Origin of the sequence: Agromyces sp. NPDC058110 (genome assembly GCF_042884735.1) — a bacterium.
Lineage (GTDB): Bacteria > Actinomycetota > Actinomycetes > Actinomycetales > Microbacteriaceae > Agromyces.
In genome coordinates this window covers 120889-135834 of sequence record NZ_JBHVTI010000004.1, presented here as the reverse complement: position 1 = coordinate 135834, position 14946 = coordinate 120889, and the positions used below count along the sequence as shown (strand labels likewise).

Annotated in this window: 12 protein-coding genes; 11 read left to right on the top strand and 1 reads right to left on the bottom strand. The window is 71.5% G+C overall.

Annotated elements, in window-relative coordinates; translation table 11 throughout:
* The first annotated feature begins 6 nt into the window (after positions 1-6).
* From ACFVS8_RS10855 to ACFVS8_RS10825, 7 genes are all read left to right on the top strand, one after another.
* A complete protein-coding gene (locus ACFVS8_RS10855; RefSeq protein WP_387061530.1) occupies positions 7-1002 on the top strand; it encodes an ABC transporter permease in 996 nt (331 codons plus the stop codon).
* Positions 995-2032: an ABC transporter permease gene (locus tag ACFVS8_RS10850; RefSeq protein WP_387061527.1), complete on the top strand. Its 1038-nt coding sequence runs from the start codon at positions 995-997 to the stop codon at positions 2030-2032. Before ACFVS8_RS10855 ends, ACFVS8_RS10850 begins: the two co-directional genes overlap by 8 nt.
* Complete coding sequence (locus ACFVS8_RS10845) at positions 2029-2970, top strand: ABC transporter ATP-binding protein (protein WP_387061524.1); 942 nt, start codon at positions 2029-2031, stop codon at positions 2968-2970. The genes ACFVS8_RS10850 and ACFVS8_RS10845 overlap by 4 nt, the downstream gene beginning before the upstream one ends.
* Positions 2971-3104: 134 nt before the next feature.
* Positions 3105-3866: an ABC transporter ATP-binding protein gene (locus ACFVS8_RS10840; protein WP_387062595.1), complete on the top strand. Its 762-nt coding sequence runs from the start codon at positions 3105-3107 to the stop codon at positions 3864-3866.
* A gap of 61 nt (positions 3867-3927) precedes the next feature.
* A complete protein-coding gene (locus ACFVS8_RS10835) occupies positions 3928-5085 on the top strand; it encodes an ROK family protein (protein ID WP_387061521.1) in 1158 nt (385 codons plus the stop codon).
* Positions 5086-5302: 217 nt separating this feature from the next.
* Positions 5303-6559, top strand: coding sequence for a 6-phospho-beta-glucosidase (locus ACFVS8_RS10830; protein WP_387061517.1), 1257 nt, complete (start codon positions 5303-5305; stop codon positions 6557-6559).
* Positions 6556-7611 carry an N-acetylglucosamine kinase gene (locus ACFVS8_RS10825; protein ID WP_387061515.1) on the top strand — a complete coding sequence of 352 codons (1056 nt, stop codon included), beginning with the start codon at positions 6556-6558 and terminating at the stop codon, positions 7609-7611. The genes ACFVS8_RS10830 and ACFVS8_RS10825 overlap by 4 nt, the downstream gene beginning before the upstream one ends.
* 109 nt (positions 7612-7720) lie before the next feature.
* Here the strand turns inward: ACFVS8_RS10825 and ACFVS8_RS10820 are convergent, their stop codons facing one another.
* On the bottom strand, positions 7721-8341 hold the full coding sequence (locus ACFVS8_RS10820; RefSeq protein ID WP_387061512.1) for a MerR family transcriptional regulator: 621 nt from the start codon (positions 8339-8341) through the stop codon (positions 7721-7723).
* Positions 8342-8461: 120 nt separating this feature from the next.
* Between ACFVS8_RS10820 and ACFVS8_RS10815 the strand changes: the two genes are divergently transcribed.
* From ACFVS8_RS10815 to ACFVS8_RS10800, 4 genes are all read left to right on the top strand, one after another.
* Entirely contained in the window at positions 8462-8881 is a 420-nt protein-coding gene (locus ACFVS8_RS10815; RefSeq protein ID WP_387061510.1) for a hypothetical protein, read from the top strand.
* Positions 8882-9035: 154 nt separating this feature from the next.
* Positions 9036-10514: a malate:quinone oxidoreductase gene (locus ACFVS8_RS10810; protein WP_387061507.1), complete on the top strand. Its 1479-nt coding sequence runs from the start codon at positions 9036-9038 to the stop codon at positions 10512-10514.
* A gap of 290 nt (positions 10515-10804) precedes the next feature.
* Positions 10805-12643 carry an ABC-F family ATP-binding cassette domain-containing protein gene (locus tag ACFVS8_RS10805; protein ID WP_387061504.1) on the top strand — a complete coding sequence of 613 codons (1839 nt, stop codon included), beginning with the start codon at positions 10805-10807 and terminating at the stop codon, positions 12641-12643.
* Positions 12644-12744: 101 nt separating this feature from the next.
* Positions 12745-14862 (top strand): intein-containing Rv2578c family radical SAM protein, encoded by a 2118-nt coding sequence (locus ACFVS8_RS10800; protein ID WP_387061501.1) that lies wholly within the window; start codon positions 12745-12747, stop codon positions 14860-14862.
* Positions 14863-14946 lie beyond the last annotated feature (84 nt).

Below are 14946 nucleotides of genomic sequence, written 5' to 3'. Positions count from 1 at the left end.
CACCAGATGAAGTTCTACGCACGACGGATCACGATCTACCTCGTGACCCTGTGGGCGACGATCTCGCTCAACTTCCTCCTGCCGCGGCTGATGCCCGGCGACCCCGCCGAGATCCTCATCGCGAAGATGCAGCGTGCCGGCGAGGTCTCCGAGACCACCATCCGCAACATCAGGCTCATCCTGGGTTCCGGCGACGACGTTCCCCTCTGGGAGCAGTACCTCGGCTACTGGGGTCGGTTGCTTCAGGGAGATCTCGGCATCTCCGTCACGAAGTACCCGACCCCGGTCACCGAGCTCATCGCCAACGCGCTGCCGTGGACGCTCGTGCTCGTCGGCCTCTCGACGATCATCGCGTTCGTGCTCGGCATCGGCGTCGGCGCGTGGGTCGGCTGGCGTCGTGGCACGTGGGTCGACCACCTCGTGCCGGGCACGACGGTGCTGCAGTCCATCCCGTACTTCTGGCTGGCGCTCATCCTCGTGGCGGTGTTCGCCGTCAACCTGCGCTGGTTCCCGATCTTCGGCGGCTACGACGTGTTCGCCTTCCCCGAGGGCCCCGAACCGACCTGGGCGTTCCTCAGCGACGCGATCTACCACGGCATCCTGCCCGCGATCACGATCGTGCTGAGCTCGGTCGGCGGATGGCTCTTCGGCATGCGCAACATGATGGTCGCGACCCTCAGCGAGGACTACATCGTCACCGCAGAGGCGAAGGGGCTCCGCCCCCGGCGCATCCTCCAGGCGTACGCCTCGCGCAACGCCGCGATCCCCTCGATCGCGGGCTTCTCGATCACGCTCGGATTCGTGGTCGCCGGCTCCATCGTCATGGAGCAGGTGTTCACCTACCCGGGCGTCGGCAAGCTCATGTTCCAGGCCGTGCAGAACAACGACTACGCGCTCATGCAGGGCGTGTTCCTCGTGATCACCATCACGGTGCTGGCCGCCAACTTCCTCATGGACCTCGTCTACGGATTCATCGACCCGAGAGCGCGTCACAATGTCTGAACCACGCACGGTGGTCGACGAGGCACTCGTCGACCGGACCCCCGACGACCAGGTCGTCGCCCCCATCGGCATCATCAGCTCGGTTCCCGACACCGGGCGTGCCGAGGCCGAAGCCCGCAAGCGCGGCATCAGCAGTCGGATGCCGAAGCTCACCCTCAAGCTCGCCGCGGGCCTCGTGCTCGTGCTCGGCATCGTCGCGTTCGCGATCATCGCGCCGTTCTTCACGCAGAGCCCCACCTACAGCGGCAACCCGTCGCTCGAGCCCCCGAGCTCCGAGCACTGGCTCGGCACCACGAAGCTCGGATACGACGTGTTCGCCCAGCTCGCGGCGGGCGCCCGCGGGTCGCTCCTCATCGGCATCGTCGCCGGCACGATCGCGCTGGTGCTCTCGGTGCTGTTCGGCGTGCTGGCCGGCTACCTCGGCAACTGGTCCGACGAGATCCTCTCGCTCGTCACGAACATCATGCTCGTGATTCCGGGCCTGCCGCTCGTCATGGTCATCGCGACCTACGTGCCCGGGCGCAGCTGGCTGCTGGTCGCGTTCGTGCTCGGCATCACGGCGTGGGCCGGGCCCGCGGTCGTGCTGCGTGCGCAGTCGCGGTCGCTGCGAGCGCGCGAGTACGTCGCCGCCGCCCGGGTGGCCGGCGAGCGCACGCACCGCGTGATCCTCGTCGAGATCCTGCCGAACCTGCTGCCGCTGCTCACCGCGCAGTTCCTGTTCGCGATCATCTTCGCCATCCTCGGCGAGGCGGGCCTGTCGTACCTCGGCCTCGGCCCGACGGGGTCGATCACCTGGGGCACCATGCTGAACGACGCGCAGACCGGGCAGGCGATCGGCATGGGCGCGTGGTGGTGGTTCGTGCCGCCGGGCCTGCTGATCGCGCTGCTCGGCGCCGGGCTCTCGCTCATCAACTTCAGCATCGACGAGGTCATCAACCCCAAGCTCCGCATCGCACCGGAGTACTCCCGCCGCGTCCGCAAGGCCGCGCGCGAAGGCCGCGGCGTCGCCGCAGAGGGGAGCGTCGCATGAGCGCCGCCGATTCCGTCGCCTCGGGTGCCGCGATCGTCAGTCGGGTCGCCGACGATCCGGTACACGCCGATGCCGTGCTCACCGCGACGAACGTGTCGATCGAGTACCTCGTCGACCCGCCCGTCGAAGCCGTGAAGCACGTGTCGCTCACGCTGCACCGCGGCGAGATCCTCGGGCTCGCGGGGGAGTCGGGCTGCGGCAAGTCCACGCTCGCCTACGGCCTGAACCGGCTGCTGAAGCCGCCGGCCATGATGAGCAGCGGCGAGGTCGTCTTCCACGACCGCGACGGCCGCGACATCGACGTCGTGAGCCTGAACGGCGAGCAGCTGCGCGCGTTCCGCTGGGACAAGGTGTCGATGGTGTTCCAGGGCGCGATGAACTCGCTGAACCCCGTGCTCAGCATCAAGGCGCAGCTCGACGACGTGTTCCGCACGCATCGCCCGAAGATGCGCAAGGCCGAGCGCCTCGAGCGCAGCCGGGAGCTGCTCGAGCTCGTGGGCGTCGATCCCGACCGGCTCACGAGCTTCCCGCACGAGCTGTCGGGCGGCATGCGCCAGCGCATGATGATCGCGATGGCGCTCGCCCTCGACCCCCAGGTCATGATCATGGACGAGCCCACGACGGCGCTCGACGTCGTGGTGCAGCGCGGAATCATCCGCGAGATCATGCGCCTGCGCGAGCGCCTCGGGTTCGCGGTGATCTTCATCACGCACGACCTGCCGCTGCTCATCGAGATCAGCGACCGCATCGCGGTCATGCTGCGCGGCGAGATCGTCGAGCTCGGCACCGCCGACGAGATCTATCGCGACGCGCAGCACGAGTACACGCAGCGACTGCTCGAGAGCTTCCCGAGCCTGCGCGGCGACCGCGGCGACTTCATCCGCACCGGTGCGATGCCCGTCGCGTCGGCCCTCACGACGAGCACGGAGGCACTGTGAACGAGCCGAACGCGCAGCACGAGCCGAACGCGCAGCACGCACCGGACGCGTCGGCGCTCGGGGCCACGACGCCCGTCGCGAGCCTCGAGGCGCGCAACCTCGTCAAGGACTTCCGCCTCCGCAGCGGGCTCAAGGTGTCGACCCTGCACGCCGTGAAGGACGTGTCGTTCACGCTCGAGGCGGGCAAGACGATCGCCCTCGTCGGCGAGAGCGGCAGCGGCAAGTCGACGATCGCCCGCATGATCGCGAAGCTCGAGTCGCCGACCGGCGGTCAGGTCCTGCTCGACGGCGCGCCGAGCGGAACGCACGGGCGGGCGCTCGCCGCCTACCGGGGCGACGTGCAGATGGTCTTCCAGGACCCGTTCGCCTCGCTCAACCCGTTCCACTCGATCGAGCACCACCTCGAGCGCCCGATCCGCATCCACCACCCCGAGCTCGACCGGGCCGAAGTGCGCGACCGCGTGCTCGCGCTCCTCGAGCGCGTGCGGCTCACGCCCGCGACGCAGTTCGCCGAGCGTCGCCCGCACGAACTCTCGGGCGGCCAGCGGCAGCGCGTCGCGATCGCCAGGGCGCTCGCACCCGGCGCGCGGTTCATCGTCGCCGACGAGCCCGTCTCGATGCTCGACGTGTCGATCCGCCTCGGCGTGCTGAACCTGCTCGCCGCGCTCCAGCGCGAGGAGCGCCTCGGCGTGCTGTACATCACGCACGACCTCGCCACCGCGAGGCATTTCTCCGACGAGATCCTCGTGATGTACCGTGGCGAGATCGTCGAGCGGGGGTCGGCCGACGCCGTGATCCTCGATCCCCAGCACGACTACACGAAGCGGCTGCTCGAGGCCGCGGCCGATCCCGAGCGGCTCGGAGCGCTCCGCGACGAGGTGCGGAGCGGCGGCTGACATGCTGCATCCGACCGAAGACATCGAGCGGGCGACGAGTGCGTCGCAGAGAGGGGGGAACGTGAGCGGCATCGACCCGGGCACGCCGACGTGGCTGCGCACGCACAACGACCGCACCGCGTTCCGCCTGCTGCTCGAGCACGGTCCGCTCACGCGGGCCCAGCTCGGCACGCTCTCGGGCATGTCGAAGCCCACGGCCGCGCAGATGCTCGCGCGGCTCGAGCGCGTCGACCTGATCCAGCCGGTGGGCGAGGTCTCCGCCGGTCGCGGCCCGAACGCGATCAGCTACGGCGTGCGGCGCGATCGCATCACGGGCGTCGCGGTGAGCATGCTCGCCGACGGCATCCACGCGGTCGTGGTCGACGCGACCGACGACGAGCATCCCATCGCCGAGCTCACCCTCGCCGATGGCGGGCGCACGCCCGAGGACGACGTGCGCCGAGCGATCGACGCGGCCTGCGCGGCCGCCTCGGTCGATCCGGGCACCGTGAGCATCGTCGCCGTCGGCGTGCAGGCGGCGGTCGACGTCGTCGGCGACACGCTCTCGCTCACCGACACCCTGCCGGGCTGGCCCGAGACGGGCGCTCGGGCGCGCATCGAGCGGGCCCTCGGCCTCACCGTCGTGCTCGAGAACGACGTCAACCTCGCCGCGATGGCCGAGCGTGCGGTCGGCGCCGCGATCGACGCCCAGACCGTCGTGCACTTCTGGATCGGCCAGGGCCTCGGCGTCGCGCTCGACTTCGGCGGCGTGGTGCACCGCGGCGCGTCGGGCGGCGCGGGCGAGATCGGCTACCTCGAGGCGCCCCGCAGCGCGAACGACCTCGAACCGGGGGTCGACGACCTGACCGGGCTCGTCGGTGGACGCCCGGTCGCACGGCTGCTCGGCGCCGCGCCCGGCCAGCGCTTCGTCGACGTGCTGCCCCGCCTGGCGGCAGACGGGGCGGCGCTCGAAGCCGTCGCCGACCGGGTCGTCATCGCGGTCGCGCCGATGCTCGCGATCGTGGATCCCGACCTGCTGGTTCTCGGCGGGCCGACCGGTGCGGCCGGCGGCGACGCGCTCGCCGCGCGGGTGACCGCGCGACTCGACCGCACCACCCATCCGCGCCTCTCGGTGCGGCCCAGCACCACGGGCGACCAGCCCGTGCTGCTCGGCGCGCGACGACTGCTCGTCGAGCGCATCCGCGACCTGCTCGAGGCGGACATCACCCCGGCGACCTGACCCGCTGCCACGCCACGGCGGGCGGATGCGGCATCCGGTCGCCCCTCGCTCCGTCGGAGCGCCATGCGTCGACCCCGGATGCCACCGCCCACCCGGCCGCCGCTCCGCCGACCCCTCCGGCGCCCACCGGCGCTCGGCCGCAGACCACCCAACGCAGACCACCCAACGCAGACCACCCACCATCCACCGCAGACCACTCGATCCCCGAGGAGGGACCATGAAGCTCACGATCGTCGGGGGCGGCTCGACCTACACCCCCGAGCTCATCGACGGCTTCGCGCGCCTGCGCGACGTGCTGCCGATCGACGAGGTCGTGCTCGTCGATCCCGACGAGCACCGCCTGGCGCTCGTCGCGGGCATGTCGCGGCGGATGCTCGCGCATGCGGGGCACCCCGGCCGGGTCGTCGGCACGACCGACCTCGTCGCCGGCGTGGCCGACGCCGACGCCGTGCTGGTGCAGCTGCGCGTCGGCGGGCAGCACGCGCGGCACGCCGACGAGACCTGGCCGCACGAGGTCGCCTGCATCGGGCAGGAGACGACCGGGCCCGGCGGGCTCGCGAAGGCGCTGCGCACCGTGCCCGTGGTGCTGCGCATCGCCGACGTGGTGCTCGAGCACGCGAAGCCCGACGCGTGGATCGTCGATTTCACCAACCCCGTCGGCATCGTCACGCGAGCCCTGCTCGAGGCCGGGCACCGCGCCGTCGGGCTGTGCAACGTCGCGATCGGCTTCCAGCGGCGCTTCGCCGGGCTGTTCGGCGTCGAGCACGACCGGGTGAGCCTCGGGCACGTGGGCCTCAACCACCTCACCTGGGAGCGCAGCGTGCTGGTCGACGGGCGCGACGAGCTGCCAGGGCTGCTGCGCGACCGCCTCGGCGAGCTCGCGGGCGACGTGCACCTGGCTCCCGAGCTCATCGCGGGGCTCGGCGTGCTGCCCTCGTACTACCTGCGCTACTTCTACGCGCACGACGAGGTGCTGCGCGAGCAGCGCGAGTCGCCGACGCGGGCGGCCGCGGTGCAGGAGATCGAGCGCGAGCTGCTCGAGCTGTACGCCGACGAGGCGCAGCGCGAGAAGCCCGCCGCCCTCGAGGGTCGCGGTGGCGCGTTCTACTCGGAGTCCGCGATCGAGCTGCTGGCGGCCATGCGCGACGGCGCCTCGCGGGCACGCGTCGTCAACCTGCGGAACGACGGCGTGCTCCCCTTCCTTCCCGACGACCACGTGATCGAGGTGCCGGCGGTGTATCGCGACGGTCGGTTCCGCGCCGAGCCGGTCGCGCCGCTGCCCGACGACCTCCGCGGCCTGATCGCCGCCGTCGCGGGGTACGAGCGGCTCGCGCTCGACGCCGCGCTGCACGGCGGCCGCGACCGGGTGCTGCGGGCCATGCGCGCGCATCCGCTCGTGCTGCAGCACGATCGCGCTGAGCGGCTGACCGACCTGCTGCTCGCCGAGAACGCACGATTCCTGGAGTGGGCATGAGCGCCGGCATCAGGGCGACGGATGCCGCGGGCGGGCGCCGATCCGCCGCGGGCGCCGAGCCGGTCGTCGTGGGGGTCGACGGCGGCGGGTCGAAGACCGACGCCGTCGCCCTGACGCTCGACGGCCGCGTCGTCGCGCATCGCCGAGGCCCGGGATCGAGCCCGCAGCTCGAGGGGCTCGCGGCATCCGTCGCCGTGGTCGACGAGCTGGTGAACGCGGTCTCCGCCGGACGGCCCGTGGTGCAGGTCGACCTGTACCTGTCGGGCCTCGACCTGCCGGTGGAGATCGCGCGATATCGCGAGGCGATCGACTGGCTGCCATGGGCCTCGCCGTCGACCGTGATCGACAACGACCTGTTCGCGCTGCTCCGCGCCGGCACCGACGCGCCCGACGCGCTCGCCGTGGTGTGCGGCACGGGCGTGAACGCGATCGGGGTGCGCGCCGACGGCGCCTCGGCCAGGTTCCCGTCGCTCGGGGCGATCTCGGGCGACTGGGGCGGCGGGTACGGGCTGGGGGAGCAGGCGCTCTGGTTCGCGGCGCGCGCTGCCGACGGTCGCGGCGAGCCGACGACGCTGTCCGACGGCATCGTCGAGTGCTTCGGAGCGGGGTCGCTGGCCGACCTGATCGAGGACCTGCACTTCGGTCGGCGCGCGCCGGCGGAGCTGTCGCAGCTGGCGCCGGTGGTGTTCGAGGCGGCCCGCCGCGGCGATGCGGTGGCGGGCGCGCTCGTCGACCGTCAGGCCGACGAGATCCTCGCGTTCGTGCGGGCCTGCCTCACCAGACTCGACCTGCTCGATCGCACGGTGCCCGTCGTCCTCGGGGGCGGCGTCGTGCGTTCGGGCGATCCCCGGCTGCTCGGGCGCATCGCGGCGGGGCTTGCCGCGATGGCGCCCGGTGCGGTGCTCGAGTTCTTCGCGAGCGCGCCGATCGTGGGGGCGGCGCTGCTCGCGCTCGAGTCCGGAGGTGCGGGTGCCGTCGCACTCGCCCGCGCGCGCGGCGAGGTCGCCGCCGCCGTGGGCGAGTCGGCGGTGCCGGCGGCGACGGGCGGGTGAGCCGGTCGAACGGTCGCAGATGGTCGTCACGACGCGTTCGGAACGACCATTCGCGACCGTTCGGTGGCGCCGGGTCCTGCGGGTCGCGCGGGGCGCTGGCCGGCGCGGTTCAGTCCGCCTGCGGCAGGCGGCGCACCGCGGCGTCCTGGTGCGCGAGGCGTCGCAGGGCCAGCAGCACGGGTTCGTACAGCGCGGTGCCGAGCACGGTGTACTCGACCGCGGCGTGCGGCTCGGTCGGCAGCCGCGAGAGGTCGAACGCGGCGATGTCGGTCGCCGCCCGACCGTAGGCCACGAGTCGTTCGCCGTCGATCGCGAGCCCGGCGTCTTCCGCCGCGGCGAGCGCGCCCTCGAGTTGGGCGACCGCGGCGAACGCGGGGTCGTAGACCTGCCCGAGCGCCTCGAGGGCCGCGCGGGCGCGTGGGTACGGGTCCGCTGCCTCGACGGGGTTCGCGCCGGCCGGGGGCAGGGTACCGACCGCCCGGCCCAGGGTCGAGTAGAGGTCGCCTCCCGGTTCGTCGACGAGCTCGAGCACGGTGCGCGCCTGCTGCACGCTCAGGCCGACGGGGCCCGTGAGGGCGCGCACGAGCCGGAGTCGGCGCACGTGCCCCTCGTCGTAGACGGCCTGCGTCGCACCGGTCGCGGTGCCGGCGTGCAGCAGCCCCTCGCGGAGGTAGTACTTGACGGTCGCCACGGGGAGGCCTGCCTCGGCGGCGAGGGCGGACATGCGCATCGGGGCTCCTTGCTCGTGCCTGCTCGAGGATCGCATCGGACGACCCCTTGCATTGGATAGTACCGCTCTCTAATATTGGAGAGTACAACTATCCAATCATGGAATCCGAAGGACTCCCGCATGGACCACGCGATCGACCTCATCCTCATCGGCACCCTGCTGCTCGCACTCGTCACGGTCGAGAGCGGCGGCTACTTCCTCACCCGCGTCGTGCGCGGGCTCGCGCCTGCCAATCGCCTGCAGCAGAGCTTCTACCGCGCCGGGCACGCGCACGCGGCCGTGCTGCTCGTGCTCTCGGTCGCCGTGCTCGGCGTGCTCGAGTCCGCAGCCCTCGACGGCGCGTGGATGTGGGTCGCGAGGCTCGGTGCGCCCATCGCCGCGATCCTCATGCCCGCCGGCTTCTTCCTCTCGGTGCTCGGCGCCGACCCGCAGAAGCCGGGCCGTGCGATCTCCCTGCTCTGGATCGGCGCGCTCTCGCTCACGATCGGCCTCGTCACGGCGGGCGTCGGGCTCATCGGCGGCGGCATCGCAGCACTCTGAACGACGGATGCCGCGGGCGGCCCGCCGAACGCACCGCGCCCGCCCGCGGCATCCGCTCGCTCCGATCTCGCCCGATCAGCGGCCGAATCGGCACTGTCTCGACGTCGAAGGGACGTGGTCGGAGGGGTGCTCGGCGGCGCCTACACTGGAATCCGTGAATTCAGCGGAATCCGTCGACGTCGTCCTGATCGGCGGGGGCATCATGAGCGCGACGCTCGGCTCCCTCATCTCCCGGCTTCAGCCCGACTGGTCGATCCGCGTCTACGAGCGCCTCGGCGAGGTGGCCCAGGAGTCCTCGAACGCGTGGAACAACGCGGGCACCGGCCACGCCGCGCTCTGCGAGCTGAACTACATGCCCGAGAACGCCGACGGCACCGTGAGCGCCGCCAAGGCCATCTCGATCAACGAGCAGTTCCAGATCAGCCGCCAGTACTGGGCGCACCTCGTGTCGATCGGCGCGCTGCCCGAGCCGCACAACTTCATCAACACCGCCCCGCACATGACGTTCGTCCGCGGCGCGGCCAACATCGAGTACCTGAAGAAGCGCGTCGCCGCCCTCAAGGACCAGCCGCTCTTCCCCGACATGGAGTACACCGAGGACCTCGAGCGCATCGCCGAGTGGACCCCGCTCCTCGCCAAGAAGCGCAACCCCAAGCAGAAGGTCGCCGCGACCCGCATCGTCTCCGGCACCGACGTCGACTTCGGCGCGCTCACCAAGTACCTCCTCACCGACATCGCCGACCGCGGTGCCGAGATCCACACGAACCACCAGGTCACGCGCCTGAAGCGCCAGAACGACGGAACCTGGCGCCTCCGCGTCAAGCACCTCGTCGGCGGCACGCCCAAGACCGTGAACGCGAAGTTCGTGTTCGTCGGTGCGGGCGGCGGCGCGCTCGCGCTGCTCCAGCACTCGGGCATCCCCGAGATCAAGGGCTTCGGCGGGTTCCCGATCTCGGGCCAGTTCCTGCGCACCACGAACCCCAAGCTGGTCGCCCAGCACCAGGCGAAGGTCTACGGCAAGGCCGCCGTCGGCGCACCGCCCATGTCGGTGCCGCACCTCGACACGCGCGTCGTCGACGGCGAGACCGCGCTGCTCTTCGGGCCGTACGCGGGCTTCACGCCGAAGTTCCTCAAGACGAGCACCTGGTTCGACCTGCCGTTCTCGATCCGACTGCACAACCTCGGGCCGATGATCCAGGTCGGCCTGAAGAACTTCGACCTCGTGAAGTACCTCGTCGGCGAGCTCATGGCGAACCGCGAGAAGAAGATGCAGGCGCTGCGCGAGTTCATGCCCACGGCGAAGACCGACGACTGGGAGCTCATCACGGCCGGCCAGCGCGTGCAGGTCATGAAGAAGGACCCGAAGCAGGGCGGCATCCTGCAGTTCGGCACCGAGGTCATCACCGGCGCCGACGGCACGATCGCGGGCCTGCTGGGCGCCTCGCCCGGCGCGTCGACGGCCGCACCGATCATGCTCGACGTGATCGCGCGCTGCTTCCCCGACCGCATGGCCGAGTGGGAGCCGAAGCTCCGCGAGATGATCCCGAGCTACGGCACCGAGCTGTCGGCCGACACCGCCGAGGCCGAGGCCTCCCTCGCCGAGACCGCGAAGACGCTGCAGCTCAGCGCCTGAACGGACGCGTGCATTCGGGGTCGACGTCTGCTATCGTCGACCCCGCTATGAAGTGAGTACTCCCACCGTCCCGCGCCTGAGGCGCCGTAGACACCGGGTGTACCCATTCCACCGTTCGCGACGGTGACGGCTGCTCCCATCTCGGCAATGCCCGGCGGGAACCTTCTTCCGCTCCCGGGTCGCCGGCGCTACCACGCGCACGCGACGGGCCCGCGCGGTGCACCGTTCGACCGACCGCAGGCACGCGGCATCCGTCGACGGCTCGGGAGCACTCGTGAAAGGGCGTCCGCATGCCGGTACGCATCATCGAATCCTTCTACCTGCGCGCCGACGGCCTGTCGGCGCAGTACCCCGATCGCCGTGTGTTCAGCGATCTCGAATTCTCCGTCTCGCCCGGCGAACGGCTCGGCCTCATCGGCGAGAACGGTGCGGGCAAGTCCACACTGCTGCGACTGCTCGCCTCCGATCAGGCGACGGATGCCGCGGGCGGGCGCCGGGCGTCGGCCGCCGGCCCTGCGCCGGTCACCGCCGACGGGGTCGTCACCCGGCCGCGGCGCACGGGCCTGCTGCTGCAGGAACCGGCGTTCGAGTCGGGCGACCTCGTGGGCGACCTGCTGGAGCGCGCGCTCGTCGAGGTGCGCGCGGTGGAGCGCGAGCTCGACCTGGCCGCCGAGGCGATGGCCGAGGCGACCCGCACCGACGACGAGGTGCTCGCCGCGGCATCCGCCGATCGGTACGCGGCCGCGCTGGACGCGGCCGAGCAGGCCGACGTCTGGGGTGCCACGGCCCGCCGCGACGAGCTGCTCGACGGTCTCGGCGTCGCCGGCATCGGGCTCGAACGACGCCTCGACGAGGTGTCGGGCGGGCAGCGGAGCCGGTTCGCGCTCGCCGCGCTGCTGCTCGGCGGGCCCGACGCGCTGCTGCTCGACGAGCCGACCAACCACCTCGACGACACTGCGGCGGACTTCCTCGAGGCGAAGCTGCGCGCCTGGCGGGGGCCCGTGCTGTTCGCGAGCCACGATCGGGAGTTCCTCGATCGCGTCGCGACGGGTCTCGTCGACCTCGACCCCGGTCGGCGCGGCGCGCTCGCGGCCGTCGACCAGGAGCCGACCGCCCAGCGCTCCGGCGCTCCGGTCTACGCGACCTCGGAGCGCGCGAGCCAGGACGACCTGCTCGCGGCATCCGGCGGCACCGTCTTCGGCGGTGGGTTCACCGAGTACCTCGCGGTGAAGGCCGACGAACGACGCCGGTGGGAGCGCCAGCACGACTCGGAGCAGCACGAGCTCGAGGCGCTCACCGCGATGCTCGCGGGCGACGGCGGTGCCCGTCGGGTCGCGCACGGGCGTGCGCCGACCGACAACGACAAGTTCCTCAAGCACTTCAAGCGCGAGAGCGTCGAGACCGCGGTGGCGCGTCGCGTGCGCAATGCCGAGGTGCGCCTCGAGGAGCTCGAGCGCGACCAGGTGCCGAAGCCGCCTGCACCGCTCGCGTTCGCCGGCATCCCGCAGGGCTCGCACGCGCTCGACGACGAGGACGGCCCGCTCGTCGCGGTGTCGGACGCCGTCGTCGGCGACCGGCTCGCCGTGTCGTCGTTGCGCGTGCGATCGGATGCGCGTCTGCTCGTGACCGGCGCGAACGGCGCGGGCAAGTCGACGCTCCTGCACGTGCTCGCGGGAACCCTGCGGGTCGACGGCGGCGCCGTGCGCCGGCGTCGAGGGCTCCGCGTGCAGGTGCTCGAGCAGGACGTGCGGTTCGCGGAGCCCGCGGCCCCCGCACGTGAGGTCTACGAACGGGTGCTCGGCGAGCGGCGCGCCGAGCAGGTGCCGCTCTCGAGCCTCGGCCTGGTCGCCGCGCGCGACGAGTCGAGGCCAGTGGGTGCGCTCTCGGTCGGACAGCAGCGCAGGCTGGCGCTCGCGCTCGTGTTCGCGCGGCCGCCGCACCTGTTCCTGCTCGACGAGCCGACCAACCACCTCTCGCTGGCACTCGCGACCGACCTCGAGGAGGCGCTCGGCACCTATCCGGGCGGGGTCGTCGTGGCCAGCCACGATCGGTGGCTCCGACGCCGGTGGTCGGGGGAGCGGCTCGAGCTGACGGGCGGGCGGGTGGCCCGCACGGCGGTTCCGGCCTGAGCGGCGGTTCCGATCCGAACAGCGGCGCGCTGCGGCATCCGACCCCTGGATGTCACAGCGCGCCGCTTGCAACTCATTCGAACATGTGTTCGAATGTCTGGGTGAGATGGAGTGGCCAGGAGCTGGGCGTCGACCAGGCGGGAACGCTGCCGGGCCTCGCACGGCTGAACAACCTGGTCCGCGCGGTGCAGACGCCCGACTTCGCGGGCATGACCTTCCACGAGGTGCTCGCGAAGTCTGCGCTGAACCATGTGCCCGGCCCGTCGTCGATGCCCTTCAGCTGGACCGTGAACCCCTACCGGGGCTGCAGCCATGCCTGTGTGTACTGCCTAGACCCGCAGACGGTGATCACGATGAGCGACGGCCGCGAGAAGAAACTCGCGCAGCTCCAAGTCGGCGATGAGGTGCTCGGCACCCGCACCGAGGGGCGGTACCGCCGATACACCCCCGCGAAGGTGCTCGCGAAGTGGTCGACGCGCAAGCCGGCGTACCGTATCACCCTTGCCGACGGCACCTCGATCATCGCGAGCGGTGACCACCGCTTCCTGACCGACCGCGGATGGAAGCACGTCACCGGGTCCATGAGCGGGCCCGGTCAGCGGCCCTACCTGACGACCGCGAACTCCCTCATGGGGTTCGGGAGGTCGGGCCGCCGCCCCGACATCTCCACGTCGTCCGATCGGTATGCCATGGGATACCTCACGGGCATGATCCGCGGCGACGGGCTGCTGTTCGCGCGCACTTACCGGAGACCGAGCGGCACGCCGAACAACGTCCACCAGTTTCGCCTCGCCCTCGCCGACGTCGAGGGCCTCGAACGTTCGCGCGCCTTTCTCGAACGCTTCGGCGTGAAGACGAAGCCGTTCGAGTTCGCGCCCGCGACGGAGAGACGTCGGGCGATGTCGGCGATCCGTACCGCGCGTCGCGCCGATCACGAAACGATCTCGCGCCTGATCGAGTGGCCATCGGACCCGTGCGACGAGTGGGCTGCAGGGTTCCTCGGCGGCATCTTCGACGCTGAGGGGTCGTGCAGTCGTGGCGTTCTGAGGATCTCCAACAAGGACGAGAGCATCCTGGGTGAGATCGAGCAATCGATGGCGCGGTTCGGGCTCCCGTTCGTCCGCGAGAAGGCGAATGCAATCGGTGTTGCGAACATCCGCCTCAGGGGCGGCTTGCCGGCCCGAAACGCGTTCTTCGCCATCTCGCAGCCGGCCATCACGCGAAGGCTCGCGCTGGTCGGCACTGCGATCAAGAGCAGCGCCGACCTGCGGGTCGTGAGAGTCGAGGCGCTCGGCGAAGAGCGCGACCTGCTCGACATCACGACGTCGACGGGGGACTTCATCGCGAACGGCGTGGTGAGCCACAATTGCTTCGCCCGCCCCACGCACACCTACCTCGACCTCGATGCCGGCGACGACTTCGACCGGCAGATCATCGTGAAGGTGAACGTGGCCGAGGTGCTCGCGGGCGAGCTCGCGAAGCGGTCGTGGCGGCACGAGCCGGTCGCGCTCGGCACGAACACCGACCCGTACCAGCGTGCCGAGGGTCGATACCGGCTCATGCCCGGCATCATCGACGCGCTCGCCTCGAGCGGCACGCCGTTCAGCATCCTCACGAAGGGGTCGTTGCTGCGTCGCGACCTGCCGCTGATCGTCGACGCCGCCGGGCAGGTGCCGGTCGACCTCGCCATGTCGATCGCGGTCTACGACGACGAGCTGCAGCAGTCGATCGAGCCGGGCACTCCGAGCACCAAGGCCCGGCTCGCGACCGTGACGGCCGTGCGCGAGGCCGGCCTCGACTGCACGGTGTTCCTGATGCCGATCCTGCCGTACCTCACCGACACCCGGGCCCACCTCGACGAGGCGCTGCGCCAGGTGAAGGCGGCCGGCGCCACGAGCGTCGTGTACTCGGCGCTGCACCTGCGCGGGGGGGTCAAGCCGTGGTTCATGCAGTGGCTCGAGCGCGAGCATCCGGAGCTCGTGCCGAAGTACCGGTCGATGTACTACGGCCAGAACGCGTACGCGCCGAAGGAGTACCGCAAGTGGCTGGCCGCCCGCGTCGCCCCGTTGCTGCGCGCCCACGGACTCGCGCGCGGGCAGGAGGACCCGGCGACCGGCGGGGTGCGCTCGGCTGCGACCGCGCAGACGACCGCCCGATTCGCCGCCCGCCGAGCGGCCGAGCGCACCGAGTTCGCGGCGGCGCCCGACGTGCTGTTCTGAATTCGCGCCCGCCCGCGAATTGCACGATCTCGGGCCGATGCTGGGATAATCCGGAGAGTCCAGTGTGAACACCCGATGCACTCG